Source organism: Terriglobia bacterium, from assembly GCA_020073495.1.
In the GTDB taxonomy this organism is placed as follows: Bacteria; Acidobacteriota; Terriglobia; order Terriglobales; family Acidobacteriaceae; genus JAIQFD01.
Window position 1 is genome coordinate 407,985 of sequence record JAIQFD010000003.1, and the last position, 16,680, is coordinate 424,664.

Genomic DNA, 16,680 nt, shown 5'->3' on the forward strand with positions numbered 1-16,680 from the left:
TGGCGATGAAACACAATCCGGTCGATCGTCTGGTCAGCATCGTGCTCTGCGCAGTGCTGATTTCGTCGAGCGCCCCAGCGCAAGGTCCGCAGGAGGCGCCGTATACCATCAAGGCGCGCGCGGAACTCGTGCTGGTCAACGTCACCGTCCGCGATAAGAAAGGAACTCTTGTCCGCGATCTCACCCCCGGCGACTTCACCGTGCTTGAAGACGCCAAGCAGCAGAAGATCGCCTCGTTCGACATCGAGGACACGGACATCGCGCCTGCGCCCGAGGTCCCTCAGGCGGCCGTGCTGAAAGAGACAAGGCCGAAACCTGCTGCGCCGGCAAAGCCCGAGCCTGCAAGACCGCCCGAGCTTCGCAATCGGAGGCTCATCGTCCTGTTCTTCGACTTGAGCGCGATGCAACCGGAGGAGATCGATCGCGCGGTCAAAGCCGCGGAGAACTATCTCGACAAGCAGATGGCGCCCGCCGACCTGGTGGCAGTGGCCTCGCTCAGCAGCTCGCTGGACATCAACCAGGACTTCACCACGGACCGTGCGCAGTTGCACAAGGCGCTCACGGGGATGAGCTCCACCTCGGGAGAGGGCTTCGCCGAAGGCTCGACCGGCGGAACGGAAGCCACGGCGGATACGGGGCAGCCCTTCACCCCGGACGACACGGAATACAACATCTTCAATACCGATCGCCGCCTCCAGGCACTGCGTTCGCTCGCCGGGATGCTGGGCGGGCTCGAGCAGAAAAAATCTGTTATCTACTTTTCCAGCGGCATGAACCGCACCGGCATCGAAAACCAGTCGCAGCTCCGTGCCGCGATCAACGCGGCGGTGAAGGCCAACGTCGCGCTCTACACCATGGACATCCGCGGTCTGGAGGCGATGGTGCCCGGCGGCAGCGCGGAGCAGGCCAGCCTGCGCGGCGTGGCACCCTACTCCGGCCGGGCCACGCTGAATCAGTACGACTCCAACTTCGCGACCCAGGAGACGCTGGTGACGCTGGCCGGCGACACCGGTGGCCGCGCCCTGCTCGACACCAACGACTTCGGCCAGGTCTTCACGCGCGTGCAGCAGGACACGAGCGTGTACTACGTGCTCGGCTACCACAGCAGCAATCCGGAGCGTGACGGCCGTTTCCGCAAGCTCACGGTGCGGGTGAACCGCCCGGATGTGAAGCTGGAATACCGCCGCGGGTACTATGCGCCGGCGGACTTCAAGCACTCAACCAAGGATGAACGCGAACGCCAACTCGACGAGGAACTGGCCTCCGACCTGCCCAATACCGATCTGCCGGTCTATCTCTCCGCCGCCTACTTCCGGCTCGAGGAAGAGAAGTACTTCGTACCGATCTCGGTGGTGGTGCCGGGAAGCGCCATCCCCTTCGTGCGCTCCAGCGACAAGGACCGCGCGACTTTGGATGTGGCCGGCGTCGCGCTCGACGAGCAGAAGCGGCCCATGGCGCAGGTCCGCGACACGGTCAAGCTCGCAGTCGAGGGTGAGAGGCAGGTCCGCCGCAAGAACGTACAGTACGACACCGGCTTCGTGCTGCCCTCGGGAAAGTTCCACCTGAAGTTCGTCGTGCGCGAGAATCAGAACGGCACCATGGGTTCGTTCGAGGCGGACATCAACGTACCGAAGCTGAAGACCGTGCCGTTCCGCATGAGCTCGGTGGTGATGGCCGGCCAGGTGCAGTCTTCGCCCAAGGCCCGGGGTCAAAACCCGCTGGTGAAGGACGGCCAGGAGCTCGTGCCCAGCGTCACGCACGTGTTCTCTTCGGGACAGCACCTGTACCTCTACTACGAGGTGTACGATCCTGCGCACGCGGCGGACGCAAAACCCGCGGCGAACGCGCAGCCCGCAGCGAAGCAGGCCAAGAATGCCATCAACATCCTGACCAGCGTGGCGTTCTTCCAGGGCAAGGTGAAGACCTATGAGACGCCCGTGGTGCGTGCGCAAGAGCTGAATGTCCCTGACCGGCACGCCGCGGCCTTCCGGCTCGATGTGCCGCTGGCGCAGCTCAAGCCCGGCTTCTACACCTGCCAGGTCAACGTGATCGACGACGCCGCGGGACGCTTTGTGTTCCCGCGGCTGGCGCTGCTGGTGCGCGGCGAGCCCCCTCCGGCCCGGCCCTGATCGCCGGAGATTGCACTCTGCCGCCAGCTCGAATAGTCTTTCCGCGACATAAATCAACAGGAGCAGATCCCCGAATCCATGAGAAAAATCTTTCGCAATCGCATGTGGGCAATGGCCGTGGTCTGTATCATCGCCCTTTCATCGGCGTCCCTCGTACTCCACGCACAGAAGAAAGCGAAACAACCGGCGGCCGGGGCTGGGCAGTCCAGCATTCCCGCGGTACAGAAGCCGGAAAACGTGGACCTGGAGTTCATCATCCGCCTGCGCGAGGAAGAATTCCGCCACGGCAAGGTCATGGACATCATGAGCGACCTGACCGACAAGATCGGTCCGCGGCTGACCGGCTCGCCCAACATGAAGAAGGCGAACGAGTGGACGCGCGACCAACTCGCGCAGTGGGGCCTGGCGACCGCGCACGTCGAGCCGTGGGGTACGTTCGGGCGCGGCTGGGCCTACCAGTTCTGCGAGGTTCGCATGACCTCGCCCGACTACATGCAGTTCCTCGCGCTACCCAACGCTTGGACTCCCGGAACCAACGGCGCGGTCAGCGGAGAGCCGGTGCACGTAATCGCGAACAACGCGGAGGAACTGGACAAGTATCGCGGCAAGCTAGCGGGCAAGATCGTTCTGCTGGGTGAAGCGCGCGTGCCGGACCCCGAAACGCCGAAGCCGGATCCGGACCAGCCGCCCACGCCGGACGCACGCGCGGAGCAGGCGCGAAACCCCGCTCCTGCCGATAAGGCGTTCTTCCGGCGCTACAGCGACACCGATCTCGAGAAGATCGCGACCTATATGATCCCCGGCCCGCCGGATGCGCGGCGACAGGCAATCGTGCGGCGTTATCTCCTGCAGAGAGCCCTGGATAAATTCCTGGCCGAAGAAAAGCCCGCGGCCGTGCTCGTGCCGACGCGCACGCCGGGGCAGGACGGCACCATCTTCGTGCAGTCGAGCGGCAGCCACGAGAAGGGCAAGACCATCACAGTACCGGTGGTCACGGTGGCCCTCGAGCACTACAACCGCGTTGTGCGCCTGCTGAACAAGAAGGCGCCGGTGACGATCGAGGTCAATGTCCAGACGCAGTTCTACGACGATGACGACAAGGGTTACAACACCGTCGCGGAGATCCCGGGCGCCGATCCGAAGCTCAAAGAGCAGCTGGTGATGCTGGGCGGGCACATGGATTCCTGGCACGCGGGCGAAGGAGCCACGGACAACGGCGCCGGAGTCGCGGTCGCGATGGAGGCCGTGCGCTTGCTGAAGCAGCTCGGCGTGAAGCCGAGGCGGACCATCCGCATCGCGTTGTGGTCGGGCGAAGAGCAGGGTCTGCTCGGCTCGCGAGGGTACGTGGCGGAACACTTTGGCTCGCGTCCTGAGCCGACCGATCCCAAGGAGAGAGAACTGCCGCGGTACTTGCGGCGGGAACCGCCGGGCCCGTTGACGCTGAAGCCGGAACAGAAGCTGGTGTCCGGATACTTCAACTACGACAACGGCACGGGCAAGATCCGCGGGATCTATGTGCAGGAGAACGCGGCCGCTGTGCCGATCTTCAAGGCGTGGATGGAGCCGTTCCGCGACCTGGGTATGACCACGATCTCCATGCGCAACACCGGCGGCACCGATCACCTGTCGTTCGACGCGGTGGGCATCCCCGGCTTCCAGTTCATCCAGGATCCGATGGATTACGACACGCTGACCCACCACTCGAACCTGGACGTGTACGAGCACATCCGTCCGGACGATATGAAGCAGGCGGCGGTGATCATGGCCAGTTTCGTGTACAACGCGGCGATGCGCGACGACATGCTGCCGCGCAAGCCGATCCGCCCGGACGAGCCAAAAGCGGAGTCGGAGAGCGGGGCGGAGAAGAAGGGTGAGCCGGCGCCGCCGCCGTCGAACCCCATGAACCCCGCCAAGCCGATGCCGCAGGAGAAGCAGCAGGAAACGCCGAAGCAATAGATCCACATCTGCAACGACAAACGGCACGGGCAAAACCCGTGCCGTACCTTTTTGGAGATGTGGCCAGCCACGTCTCTACAGCGAGCCGCGCTTGGCGTAGCAGTTTCGTCCGGCGCAGCAGGAATGCGGGTGCACCAGCTGGTCATCGGGGCCGCAGGTCCCCATCGTCTGCAAGCACCAATACACCGCCGTACTGGACTCGCCGCTCTGCCAGGGCGTGTAGCCGACCGAGTTGCCGAACGCGGTCTTGGTTCGGATGTAGCGGCAGACATCGGGAAGTTCTGCCGGGTCGGGAGCCGCTAGATCTTCTTCATCCATGAACTCGCGCATCAGTCCTCCTGACCGGCGGCGGCGAGGATGGTGCGCCGCACCACCGCCTCGAAGATAGGGATCTTATAGGCGTTCTGCGAGAGCGGGGTGGCGCCGTGGACGGCGGCCGTTGCGGCTTCGCGAGCAGTCTGCTGGTCGACAGCCTTCCCGGCGAGAACTTTCTCGGCACCGCTAGCACGCCAGGGAATCGGAGCCGCCGCACCGAGCACGATCGCGACTTTGTTCACCGCACCTCCGCGCTGGTCGAGAACGACCGCCACTTCCGCGAGCGGCCAGTCGAACGATTCTTTTTGGCCGACCTTGGTATAGGCCGTACGCACGGAATCCGCGAGAGCTGGAACGCGGATTTCGGTGAGCAGTTCGTCGTCGGCGAGGGAATGTTCGCGGGTGACGTCCTGCTCGGGGCGGAGGAAGAAATCGTCGAGCGCGACCTCGCGGGCGCCTTTCCTGCTCCGGATCTCGAGCTTCGCCCCGAGCGCGGTCAGGGCACAGGCTGTGGCCGACGGGTGGACGATGGCGCAGACGCTGTTGTCGAAGATGGCGTGAGACTCATTCTCGCCATCCTGGGCGAAGCAACGGTCGCCGCCCTTGCGCAGGCAGTGGAACTGATCGCTGCGGAAGTACCAGCAGCGCGGGCGCTGCAGCAGATTACCGCCGACGGTCGCCATATTGCGGATCTGCGGCGTGGCGGCGTGCAGGGCGGCATCGGCCAGCGCTCCATAGCGGCGGCGGATGACCGGATGGTCGGCGATATTCGCCAGCGTGACCATGGCTCCGACGCGCAGCCATCCCGAATCTTCCCGGACGTAGTCGAGGTTGGGGATGGTGCGGATGTTCACCAGGCGGGAAGGAGAGTCGAGACCTTCCTTCAAGCGATCCATGAGGTCGATGCCGCCGGCCTTGACGGCTGCTTTGCCGCCGAGCTGCGAGATGGCGTCGTCAACGGAGCGGGCATCGCTCCATTCGAAGCGAGCGATCATGCTGCACCTCCGGTCTGCTTCACCTTGCCCAATGCGGTGAGCACGCGCGCCGGAGTCATGGGAAGCTCGTAGATGCGCACGCCGGTGGCGTTGTAAAAGGCGTTGGCCACGGCGGCGGCGGTAGGGACCTTGGCGGGTTCGCCGATGCCGCCGGCGTCGGTCGAGCTGCGCGCCAGATAATCCTCGATGAAGTGGACCTCGATCTTGGGGACGTCCTTGGCGCCGATGACCTTGTACTCCTCGAGGTTGGGATTGACCATGATCCCGGTGTTGCGGTCGAGACGGCGGTCCTCGTAGAGCGCGTAGGAGATGCCTTGCAGGATGCCGCCATTCACCTGGCTTTCGAGCGAGAGCAGGTTCATGGGACGGCCGCAGTCATGCACGGCGACGATGCGCTCCACGCGGACGATGCCGGTTTCGGTGTCCACCGTAACCTCGGCGAATTGCACGCCTCCCAGGAACATCATCTCGCGCTTGCCGTACTCCGGGCTGCGGCGGGCGGTGGCGGAAAGCGTCTCCAGGGGCAAGGATGCGGCAGCCTGCTTGAAGCTCAGCGACTTTGCCCCGCGCGCCGAGACTTTGCCGTCGCTCAGCGAGACCGAATCTGCCGGAACCCGCCACGCTGAGGCAATCTCCTTGAGGAACTGCTCCTTTACCTTGTAGGCGGCGTTGCGCACCGGCGGAGTGATGGAGGTGGTCGTCATACTGCCGCCGGAGGGAGGTCCGGGCGGCGAGTGGGTGTCGCCGATGCGGACGGTGATGTCGCGCGGCTGCAGGCCGAGTTCCTCGGCGACGACCTGCGCGATGATGGTCTTGATGCCGCCGCCGATGTCCTGCACCGCGGAGAGCGCCTCGACCGAGCCATCCTTGTGGATGCGGACCTCGCAGGCGGAATCCATGCTGTTGATGCGATACCAGACCGCCTGCGCCACGCCCACACCACGCTTCACCGGGCCGGGATCACTGTTGGGCTTGCGGCGCTTCTGCGTCCAGCCGAACTTCTCGGCGCCGATGCGGCGCTCCTGACGGCGCTCCGGGCTGGCGTCGTTCTTGTCCATGAACTCGAGGACGTCCATGCCGATCTTTTCCGCGAGAGCGTCGATGGTCTGCTCGAGGCCGAAGACGCCCTGCGGGTGGCCGGGAGCGCGCATGGCAGCTCCCGGACCGGCGTTGGTGAAGACGTCGTACTCCTCGGTGTGGACGTTGGGACACTGGTACAGATTTTGAGCCGGGCCGGCCGTACCGGCACCGGTGCCTACGCCGGCGGTGCCGTAGCTGATCCACTTGATCGCCTGGAGCGTGCCGTCCTTCTTCGCGCCGATCTTCACGTGCTGGTGCGAGCTGGGACGATTGCCGGTGGCCCACTGCTCTTCCTTGCGGTCGCAGAACAGGCGCACCGGGGCGCCCGTCTTCTTGGAAAGAGCGGCGGCTACGGCGCCCGGATTGCCGGCGCCGAATTTCGCTCCGAATCCTCCGCCCATGTATTCGGTGAGCACGCGGACCTTGGTCTTGGGAAGCTCGAAGATCTCGGCCAATTCGTCGCGCACGCTCAAGGTGCTCTGAGTGGAGGCATAGACGGTGAGACCGTCAGGTTTCCAGTCGGCGACCACGCCATGGGTCTCGAGCGCCGAGTGGGTCTGCACCTGGGTGCGATACTCGGCCTCCACGATGGCGTCCGATTCGGCAAAGCCCTTCTCGACATCGCCCTTGGGACCGCCACGGCGCGGAGGATTGGGGCCACGCACATTTCCTTTCTGCGGGGCGCTGGCGGGACCGCCGCCGCCACCAGCACTACCGGCTGCGGCCGCAGGACCGGGAAAAACAAGCGGCGCATTGGGGTCGCGAGCCTTGTCCGGATCCACGACGAACGGCAAGGTCTCGTACTGCACCTTGACCAGCTTCACCGCATCGAGCGCAGCCGCCGGAGTGGTGGCGGCAAGGGCGGCAATGGGTTGCCCGGCGTAGCGCACGATCGGGTAACGCGAGGGCAGTTCTTTTGATTTGTCCTGGAGTACGGCGCCGCCGCTCAGGTGCTGCATGACGTGGACGGCTTTCACGCCGGGATGGCGCTCCGCCTGCGACGTGTCGATGGAGACGATCTTCGCGTGCGGACACTCGGCGCTCACGAAGCGCGCGTACAGCATGCCCGGCAATTGAATGTCGCTGGCATACTTGGCCGCGCCGGAAACCTTGAAGGGACCGTCGTAGCGCGGTACGCGCTTCCCGATGACCTTCAGTTCGGAGTTGGGCGGCAACTGCGGCGGCTCATCGAGCGGAACATTGCGCTCGACCTTTTGCACACCTTCCGGGGAGCCCGGGATGCCGATGAGGAACTGATCCTGTCTGGTGTCCGGCGTGCCGGCGCTCGGGGTGTTCTTCTGCGTGTCCTGGGCGATCGGAGACATAGGCTACGCCCCCTTCCGCGACCGAGCGGCCGCGAGTGTGGCCTCGATCACCTTGGGATAGGTGCCACACCGGCAAATGTTCCCGCTGATAGCTTGCTGCACGTCTTCGGGCCGGGGATCCGGGTTGCGCTCGAGCAGCGCCACGCAACTCATGACCATGCCGGGCGTGCAGTAGCCGCACTGCATGCCGTCATGCTCGACAAACGCGGCCTGCACGGCGTGCAGGTGTTCGGGATCCCCGAGACCTTCGATGGTCTTGACCTTGCGGGAGCCAACGTCGAGCGCGAATGTCATGCAGGAATTCACCGGCACGCCTTCGAGCAGGACGGTGCACGCTGAGCAGGAGCCACGGTCGCAGGCGATCTTGGCGCCGGTCAGTTTGAGGTCGTCGCGCAGGGCCTCGGCGAGCGTGGTGCGGGGCTCGACCGAGACACGGCGCGCGGCGCCGTTGACGTTCAGAGTGATGGTCGTCGCCTCCGGGCCGACAACGCGTGGCGGGATCGCAGCGTGGGCCAGCAGACCGGAATCCAGCACGGCCGTTCCGGCCGCGGTCACTCCCACGCCCTTGATGAACGAACGGCGCGATAGACCGCCACTATTGTGCTTGGAAGGTTTCTTGCGGTTTGACATGCGTCCTCCGTGGGAGGGTGTCCGCCCATGAGAAATGCGATCGGCATAGGAACGCAAGTCTCACGAGCGCTCTGGCGAGAGTAATCATTAGAATGCAGGCCAACGGAAACGGATACAGAAAAGTGACGGCTCTTTATAATCGCCACCCATGCAGACCAGAAAGCTGTTGAGAGTCTTTGTTCTATCGCTGATCTTCTGTTTCCTCGTCCCCTCGAGCCATGCGCGCGAACCGGTCCACGCGCGCAAAGCGATGGTGGTGACGCAGGAGCCGATCGCCGCGGACGTGGGCTTGGCCATCTTAAAGTCCGGGGGCAATGCGGTGGACGCCGCGGTGGCCGTGGGGTTTGCATTGGCGGTGACGCATCCATTTGCCGGCAATCTCGGCGGGGGCGGCTTCATGCTGATCCGGCTGGCAGACGGTGGCACGACCTTTCTGGATTTCCGAGAAACAGCGCCGGCCAAGGCCAGCCACGACATGTACCTCGACTCGCGCGGGAACTTGACCAACGACAGCGTAGCTGGATGGCGCGCGTCGGGCGTACCGGGAACAGTCCGGGGCCTGGAATTCGCGCACCAAGAATACGGGCACAGAGCCTGGGCCGAGTTGCTGAAACCGGCGATCCAGCTCGCCGCCGACGGGGTCCCGGTCTCCTATGCGCTGATGCAGTCCATGCGAGATCCTGACTACCACCTCGCGGATTTCGCCGAATCAAAACGCATTTTTCTAAAGGGCGGCGCGTACTACGACTGGAACGAGACCTTCCGCCAACCGGAGCTGGCGCGGACCCTGGAACGTATTGCCCGTCTCGGCGCCAAGGATTTCTATGCGGGCGAGACCGCGCACATGATTGCCGAAGCAATGGCAAAGAATGGCGGGCTCATCACGCTCGACGATCTGCGGGATTACAGGGTGGTTGAGCGCAAGCCGCTCGAGGGAGATTACAAGGGATACCACATCATCAGCTCGCCACCACCGAGCTCAGGCGGGGTAGGGCTCCTCCAGATGTTGGGGATGCTTGAAGGGTCGGGGTACGACAAGACTGGCGCCGGATCCGCGGCGACATGCCACTACCTTGCGGAGGTGATGCGGCGTTTCTACGCCGACCGCAATGAATACCTCGGCGATCCCGACTTCGTGAAGAATCCGGTTCGGGCGTTGCTCGATCCGGGATACATACGAGCTCGACGCAGCTCGATCGATCCCGCACACACGACTCCGAGCAATCAAGTGAATCCGGGCAAGCTGTCGGGCAGCGAGGGCGCGCAGACCACGCATTACAGCATCGTCGATGAGCAGGGAAACGTGGTGGCGGTGACCTACACCCTGAACGACGGATTCGGCAGCGGCGTCACGATCCCGGGGGCGGGGTTTCTGATGAACGACGAGATGGACGACTTCGCCGCGAAACCCGGCACGCCGAACCTTTTCGAACTGGTGCAGGGCGAAGCGAACTCCATCGCGCCGGGCAAACGGCCGCTGTCGTCCATGGTCCCGACCATCGTGTTGAAAGATGGGAAGCCGTTTCTGGTGCTGGGCGCTCCAGGCGGTTCGCGCATCATCACGGGAGTGCTGCAGGTCATGTTGAACGTGATGGATTTTGGAATGAACGTGCAGGACGCCATCGATGCCCCGCGTGTCCACCATCAGTGGAGGCCCGATCGCCTGGACGTGGAACCCGGCATCTCGCCTGACACCGCCGCTTTACTGCAACGAATGGGCTATGAGCTGCGCTTCAGGGACAAGCATGGAGACCCGGTATCCATCGGCCGTGTTGAAGCCATACTGATCGATCACGGGTGGCTGCAGGGCGGCCACGATGGACGAGGCTACAGTTCCGGGAAAGCCGCCGGCTACTGAGAGCGCCGCCTGCATCTGACGTCGGGTGGAAGTTCTTTCATTGAGCCGCAATGACCGGATTGCGGATCGTGCCGACGCCATCAATCTCGATCTCGACCACGTCCCCGGGCTTGAGGAACAAGGGCGGCTTGCGGTGCATGCCGACGCCGGTCGGGGTGCCGGTAGCGATGATGTCGCCCGGCTCCAGCGTCATCGCGACTGATGAATACTCGATGAGCTTGGGGATGCGGTGGACGAGCAGGGCAGTGGTGGAGTTCTGGCGGACCTCGCCATTGACGCGGGAGCGGATGCCAAGCGCGTGCGGGTCGGGGACTTCGTCGGGCGTGACCAGCCAGGGACCGATGGGGCAAAACGTGTCGGGACTCTTGCCGCGGGTCCACTGCTTGTCGCCGAACTGCCACCTGCGCTCGCTGACGTCGTTAAGAGCCATGTAGCCGGCGACAACGTCCATGGCGCGAGCGGCGGACACACCTTTGCAGCGCGGGCCGATGACCACGGCGAGCTCCGCTTCGTAATCCACCTGCGGGTCGTCGTCGCCCGGGGGCAGCACGATGGGGTCGTAGGGGCCGCAAATGCTGTTGGGATACTTGGCGAAGATCAGCGGCGCTTCCGGCGCCTTGGTGGAGAACTCGGCCGCGTGCTCGTGGTAGTTGAAACCCAGGGCGATGATCTTGGTAGGGCGAGGCACCGGCGGCCCCAGACGGACACCGCGCAGCGGCTTCAGGGCCGATGCCGACGGCTTCTCGAGCAGCGCACGCGCTGCGCGCGAAGCGGGCTTGCCGGCGGCCAGGAAAGCTTCCATGCCGGCGAACCAGGTGGCCTCTTTCCCGCCAGCGGCACGGGCAAGGTCGAATACGTTGTCGCCGGAGACGGCGCCGAGGCGCCATCCCTCTCCAGAGTCGAAGGTCACAAGTCTCATAGGTCGTGAGTACGGACGAACCAGGCCCCGCGGCAGTCTTTCTTTGTTGACGTCCTGCTCTGGGCACTTATATGTTCGGCTGTTCCACAAATCAAGTTCTTGTCACCGCGGGCGCGATGGGAGCGTGGCGGGCGGTCAAGTCGTGGGCTCACGGCTCGTGAGCCGGAAAGGAATCCGCGATGAATGACAACAGCGTTGGGCTGATCCTCCTGGTGGTGGCCGGCTTGACCAACGCCTGCTTCACGCGACCCATGAACTACGCCCGCAAGTGGGCCTGGGAAAACACCTGGCTCGTCTTCACCGTCGTTTCCTTGTGGGTGTTGCCGCCGGTAGTGACATTGCTCATGGTGCCCGACCTCGATCTCACCTACGGGCAAGTCGGCAAACGGGTCATCGCGACGGCCGCGGCGTTCGGTTTGGGGTGGGGAGTCTCGCAGGTGTTTTTCGCGCTGGCGGTGGAAGCGATCGGGATGGTGGTGGCGTTCTCGTTGATGCTGGGGCTGTCGGCCGCCATGGGAAGCCTTTTCCCGCTGATCTATCTGCAGTCGGGAAACGTCCACAGCCCCGCAGGCTTGGCCGTGCTGGAAGGGGCCGCGCTGGCGATCGTGGGCGTCAGCGTGTGCGCGATCGCCGGGTGGCAGCGAGACCGCGCGCTGGGGAAAGAGGCCGGGGAAATTTCAACGGCGATGGGCATCCTATTCGCGATCCTGAGCGGGGTGGGGGTGGCGCTGCTGAATCTCGCTCTGATATCAGGAGGTCCGCTGCTGTTCGCCGCCGAGCTGAACGGCGCCGATCGCATCTGGGCGCCCAACGCCGTGTGGCTGCCGCTGATGATCGCGGGGTCCATTCCCAACGTCCTCTATTGCGGGTATCTGCTGAAGAAGAACGGATCCCTATCGAACTTTGCGGAGCCGGGCAGCGGCTCGCACTGGGCGCTGGCGCTGCTGATGGGGGTCTTCTGGTTCGGCAGCATCATCCTGTACGGCATCTCGGCGCAAAAGCTGGGCTCGTCGGGGACGATCCTGGGGTGGCCGCTTTTCATGGCACTGACCGTGATCGCCGGGACCCTGCTGAGCGTGATCACCGGCGAATGGAAGGGCGCGGGCAAGTGGCCGCTGCGCATCCAGACGGTTGGAACCATCTTCCTGGTCCTCGCTGTGCTCGTGCTCGCGGCGGCCAGCCGGCGTGTGTAGGTCGAACGATCATAGCCATGGCGGTGGATCCGGGTCGGACGCCCCCCTACGAAGCGGGCAGAGAGACAGTGACCAGCAATCCACCTCCGGGCGCATTCTTCGCGGACACCGTGCCACGGTGGAGCTTTACCGCGCGATAAGTGATAGCCAACCCCAAGCCAATCCCGCCCGTGTCGCGCTCGCGGGCGTCGGCCACGCGATAAAACGGACGGAAGAGGTTCGCGAGCTCGTCCTCCGGGACGCCGGGTCCATGATCGCGGACGGAGATCTCGGCGATCCGGCCGGCGGCAGCCTGCCCGCAGCTCAGCCGGATCTCCACCGGCGCGCCCGGCTTCGAGTAGCGGATGGCGTTGCGCACGACGTTCTCAATGGCGCTGTGCAGCAACTCTCCGCTGCCGACCACCGTACAATCCACGCTGGAGACGACCTGCACCGAGGTGCCGCGCTCCTGGGCTTCAAAGGCGGCGTCGGCGGCGACCTCGGCGACCATGTTGTGCAGCTCGATGGGGATTGGATCGGGGGGCTCGGAAGCGGCGTCCATCTTGGCCAGCGCGAGCAGGCGGCCGATCATCTCGTTGAGGGTTTCAGCTTCGCGCTCGATGCGGTCCAACGCGGGAACGATCTCCTCGTCGGCGCGTCGGCGGACAAGTCCGAGGGCTACATTGAGACGAGCCAGCGGCGACCGCAGCTCATGGGAGATGTCGCGGATCAATTGGCGCTCGCTGGTGATGAGCTCTTCGATGCGGCCGGCCATGCGGTTGAAGTCGCGGCCGAGGTCGCCGATCTCGTCGCGGCGGCTGATGACGGCAGCGCCGGCCCGCGCGCTCAGGTCGCCGGTGGCCAGTTGCGTGGCCGCTCCGCGCAGGCGAAGGATGGGGCCGGTGAGCGAGCGCGTGAGCAGGCCGCAGATCAGCCCTGAAATAAGAATGGCCAGCACCCAGCGGAACAGCAGGATGCGAGCACCGGGGCGGAAAGCGCCGACGGGGCCGCGCGCCATCTCCGCGACAAAGATGTAGGTCCGCCTCGCGGGGCCGGTCGCGCGCTGCGCGGCCAGAGCTGTACCTCCACTGATGGAGAACTCGGGCTCGCCGGTGGCCGTGACCTTCTCCACCGCCTTCCGGGCGTCGACGGTATCGGTGCCGGCGAGGAGCGTGCCCTTCTCGTCATAGAAGGCGGCATGGATGTGGGCGCCGGATTCCAGGCGCTGCATGTAATTGCGCAAGGCGTCCGGGCCGTAGCGGTCCAGCTCCTCCGCACAGGATTGCGCGTACAGAGCGACTGCATCGCGGGTCGAGGCGCGCCAGCGCGAGATGATGAGTTCCGGCTGGATGCTGTAGGTGATCACCAGCGCCAGGCCGATGAGCAGGACCGTCGCCCAGAAGGTGAGGAATATGCGGAGGAAGAGGCTGCGCATCGTTCTTAGCTTCCTGCCTGTCCCGGGCGCACATAGATGTAGCCGACGCTGCGGATCGCTTTGATGCGCTCGCTGCCGTCGGGCTGCTCGCCCAGCTTCTTGCGGATCTTGCTGACGTGCATGTCGATGCTGCGGTCGTAGGGCATGAACTTGCGGCCGAGCACCTCGTTGACCAGTTGCTCGCGCGTGACCACGGTGCCGGCCGCGCGGAGCAGCCGCTCCAGCAGGGAGAACTCCACCGAAGTCATCTCGACCGGCGTGCCGCTCCGGCGCACCGTTCGCGTGGCGGGATCGAGTTCCACATCGCCGACGGAAATGGGGCCCGCAGCGGCGTCCGGAACCTGAGTAGTACGGCGCAGGATGGCGCGCACGCGGGCCAGCAGCTCGCGAGGGTTGAAGGGCTTGGGGAGATAGTCGTCGGCGCCGATCTCCAGTCCGACGATCCGGTCCACGTCCTCGCCACGGGCGGTGAGGATGAGGACCGGGACGCGGGAGCGCTGGCGCACTGCCCGCAGCACGTCCAGGCCGTTCTTGCCCGGCAGCATGACGTCCAGGATCACCAGCGCGTAGTCGCCGGAAAGCGCGCGCTCCTGTCCCTGGGTGCCGTTGTGCACGGCGTCCAACTGGAAGTCCTCGGCGCTCAAGTATTCGCGCACCAGCTCGCACAGCTCCACGTCGTCGTCAACGATCAGGATGCGTTCCATGCCCTTCTTCATCCTCCCACAAGACAGTACGCCCGCCGCCCGCGTTTACAAATCTTTACGGACGCTGACCGACTCTTTACCTGCGACCCCCGCGACCTGTGTTTATGCTTAACGTAACGGGCGGGGCGCAGGCCTCGCCGGAGGATTGAATCATGAAGAAGTGCGCGATCACAGCAGCAATCGTCGTCGCGGTGCTCGGCGCCGCGCTGGCGGTACACGCGGAAGCGAGATTCCGGCATGCCAGCCAATCGTGGGGCGGACCCCCGATGGCCGGACGGTTCCTGCAACACATGTCCGACGTCCTCGACCTGACGGATGCGCAGCAGGCGCAGATCAAGGACATGTGGAAGGCGGAGAAGCCCACGATCATGCCCCTGGTCAAGCAGCTCGCGGATAACCACAAGCAGATGATGGCGGTGACGGCCGGTGGCAAGTTCGACCAGGCGCAGGTGCAAGCCATCGCCAACCAGCAGGCCCAGACACTCGCGCAGCTCATCGTCGAGAAGCAGAAGCTGCAGTCGAAGGTTTACGCGATGTTGACAGCAGACCAGCAGGCCAAGATGGACCGTCTCCAGCAGCGCCATGCGGCGCGCATGGAGCGGTGGATCAACGGCCGGGGCCCGAAGGCACAGGATTCGAAGGCGCAACAGTAGGCTGTTCCTTCCTCGAGTCCACGGGTGGCACACCTCCCTGGCCGCCCGTGGACATTTTTTTCGCTCCCGCCTCTTACAAATCTTTACCCGCCCTTGACCGACTCTTTACGCCTGCCGGCTTTCTGCCGGGTCTAACCCTTTAGAAGGTTTGGAGACAACTATGAAACGCATGGGGAAGGATTGGCTGATCGTACTGGCGTTGGCCGTGACTGTTGCGGTCGTCGGGGCGTTCAGCTACTCACCGAAGAGTTCGGCGCAGTACTTCACGCAAACTGCGCAGCGCGGCGATATCCACGACATGGTCGAAGCGACGGGCACCATCAATGCTGTTACCACGGTGCAGGTGGGATCCCAGGTCTCCGGCACGATCCAAAGGCTATTCGCGGATTTCAACTCGCATGTGAAGCAGGGACAGGTGATCGCGCAGATCGATCCATCGCTGTTCCAGGGCGCGCTGCTGCAAGCCAAGGCTGACCTGGCGAGTTCGCGCGCGAACTCGGCGAATGCGCGGGCGAACCTGGTGAAGGCGCAAGCGACTGCGGCCCAGGCTCAGGCCGATTACGAGCGCAACCAGGGGTTGGCGAAGGAAGGCATCATCAGTGCGCAGCAGCTCGACCTCGCCAAGGCGAACGCGGAGAGCGCGATCGCCGGGGTCGATGCCGCCAAGGCGCAGGTGGCTCAGGCGTCGGCGGACCAGCAGCAGAAAGCCGCCACGGTGTCGGTGGCGCAAACCAATGTCGACCACGCCATCATCCGATCGCCGATCGACGGCACGGTGGTGGCCCGCAACGTGGATGTGGGACAGACCGTCGCCGCGTCCTTGCAGGCACCGACGCTGTTTACCATCGCGCAGGACCTGACCAAGATGCAAGTCTACGTCAGCACCGATGAGAGCGACGTGGGCAACATCAAGCCCGGCCAGCTCGTCACCTTCAAGGTGGACGCGTTCCCCAAGGACACGTTCAAGGGACGTGTTTCCCAGGTGCGGCTGAACGCGACCACGGTGCAGAATGTCGTGACCTACACGACGGTCGTCGAATTCGACAACCCTGATGTGAAGCTATTTCCCGGCATGACGGCGTACGTCAGCGTGCCCGTCGCGGACGCCACCGCTGTGGTGAAGGTCCCGAATGGCGCGCTGCGCTTCACGCCCGACCTCACGCCGGACCAAATCAGCGCGGCGTACGCAGGGGCGGGCATTAACGCACCCGTGCAAGCGAAAAGCAAGAATGGCGCCGGAGCCCAGCAGAAGAATGCGTCTTCCGGCACGGCGATCCTGTGGAAGCTCGGGGCGGACAAGAAACCCGAGCCGGTGCAGGTCGCGGTCGGCATCACCGACCACACCTCTACCGAGATCACGCGAGTGGTTCACGGATCACTGCAGCCGGGGGACGAAGTCATCATCGCTGCGGCCAATGCGAACCAGCAGCAGAAATCGAGCGCACCGGGGTCCCCGATGGGCGGCCGCGGCTTGGGAGGTCGGTAATGGCTACCATCGTTCAGATCGAT

13 protein-coding genes are annotated in these 16,680 nt (G+C 64.6%); 6 read left to right on the forward strand and 7 right to left on the reverse strand.

From position 1 onward, the window contains the following. Positions 1-5: 5 nt before the first annotated feature. Together LAN37_09205 and LAN37_09210 are read left to right on the forward strand one after the other, a co-directional pair. Positions 6-2,129 (forward strand): VWA domain-containing protein, encoded by a 2,124-nt coding sequence (locus tag LAN37_09205; GenBank protein ID MBZ5647386.1) that lies wholly within the window; start codon positions 6-8, stop codon positions 2,127-2,129. A 111-nt stretch (positions 2,130-2,240) separates the two neighbouring features. Beyond that, positions 2,241-4,085, forward strand: coding sequence for a M20/M25/M40 family metallo-hydrolase (locus LAN37_09210; protein ID MBZ5647387.1), 1,845 nt, complete (start codon positions 2,241-2,243; stop codon positions 4,083-4,085). 75 nt (positions 4,086-4,160) lie between these two features. Here the strand turns inward: LAN37_09210 and LAN37_09215 are convergent, their stop codons facing one another. Genes LAN37_09215 through LAN37_09230 form a run of 4 tightly spaced genes read right to left on the reverse strand, consistent with a single transcriptional unit; the run spans position 4,161 to position 8,430 of the window. Next, the gene (locus LAN37_09215; GenBank protein MBZ5647388.1) at positions 4,161-4,415 is read right to left on the reverse strand and encodes a hypothetical protein; all 255 of its coding nucleotides are present in this window, start codon (positions 4,413-4,415) and stop codon (positions 4,161-4,163) included. Beyond that, the gene (locus tag LAN37_09220; protein MBZ5647389.1) at positions 4,415-5,392 is read right to left on the reverse strand and encodes a xanthine dehydrogenase family protein subunit M; all 978 of its coding nucleotides are present in this window, start codon (positions 5,390-5,392) and stop codon (positions 4,415-4,417) included. The genes LAN37_09215 and LAN37_09220 overlap by 1 nt, the downstream gene beginning before the upstream one ends. Then, entirely contained in the window at positions 5,392-7,800 is a 2,409-nt protein-coding gene (locus tag LAN37_09225) for a xanthine dehydrogenase family protein molybdopterin-binding subunit (GenBank protein ID MBZ5647390.1), read from the reverse strand. Before LAN37_09225 ends, LAN37_09220 begins: the two co-directional genes overlap by 1 nt. A 3-nt stretch (positions 7,801-7,803) precedes the next feature. After that, positions 7,804-8,430 carry a (2Fe-2S)-binding protein gene (locus LAN37_09230; protein ID MBZ5647391.1) on the reverse strand — a complete coding sequence of 209 codons (627 nt, stop codon included), beginning with the start codon at positions 8,428-8,430 and terminating at the stop codon, positions 7,804-7,806. A 148-nt stretch (positions 8,431-8,578) separates the two neighbouring features. Here LAN37_09230 and ggt point away from each other — a divergent pair, with 148 nt between their 5' ends. Beyond that, the gene (ggt, locus tag LAN37_09235) at positions 8,579-10,288 is read left to right on the forward strand and encodes a gamma-glutamyltransferase (protein MBZ5647392.1); all 1,710 of its coding nucleotides are present in this window, start codon (positions 8,579-8,581) and stop codon (positions 10,286-10,288) included. 37 nt (positions 10,289-10,325) lie between these two features. Here the strand turns inward: ggt and LAN37_09240 are convergent, their stop codons facing one another. Beyond that, on the reverse strand, positions 10,326-11,207 hold the full coding sequence (locus tag LAN37_09240; GenBank protein ID MBZ5647393.1) for a fumarylacetoacetate hydrolase family protein: 882 nt from the start codon (positions 11,205-11,207) through the stop codon (positions 10,326-10,328). 179 nt (positions 11,208-11,386) lie between these two features. Between LAN37_09240 and LAN37_09245 the strand changes: the two genes are divergently transcribed. After that, positions 11,387-12,400 carry a hypothetical protein gene (locus LAN37_09245; protein ID MBZ5647394.1) on the forward strand — a complete coding sequence of 338 codons (1,014 nt, stop codon included), beginning with the start codon at positions 11,387-11,389 and terminating at the stop codon, positions 12,398-12,400. A gap of 46 nt (positions 12,401-12,446) precedes the next feature. On the opposite strand, the gene LAN37_09250 is transcribed toward LAN37_09245, so the two are convergent. Both LAN37_09250 and LAN37_09255 read right to left on the reverse strand, forming a co-directional pair. Beyond that, positions 12,447-13,814 (reverse strand): HAMP domain-containing protein, encoded by a 1,368-nt coding sequence (locus tag LAN37_09250; GenBank protein MBZ5647395.1) that lies wholly within the window; start codon positions 13,812-13,814, stop codon positions 12,447-12,449. A gap of 5 nt (positions 13,815-13,819) precedes the next feature. After that, entirely contained in the window at positions 13,820-14,518 is a 699-nt protein-coding gene (locus LAN37_09255; protein MBZ5647396.1) for a response regulator transcription factor, read from the reverse strand. A gap of 152 nt (positions 14,519-14,670) precedes the next feature. Between LAN37_09255 and LAN37_09260 the strand changes: the two genes are divergently transcribed. Beyond that, positions 14,671-15,171 carry a Spy/CpxP family protein refolding chaperone gene (locus tag LAN37_09260; protein ID MBZ5647397.1) on the forward strand — a complete coding sequence of 167 codons (501 nt, stop codon included), beginning with the start codon at positions 14,671-14,673 and terminating at the stop codon, positions 15,169-15,171. A 169-nt stretch (positions 15,172-15,340) separates the two neighbouring features. Next, the gene (locus tag LAN37_09265; GenBank protein MBZ5647398.1) at positions 15,341-16,657 is read left to right on the forward strand and encodes an efflux RND transporter periplasmic adaptor subunit; all 1,317 of its coding nucleotides are present in this window, start codon (positions 15,341-15,343) and stop codon (positions 16,655-16,657) included. The last annotated feature ends 23 nt before the right edge of the window (positions 16,658-16,680 follow it).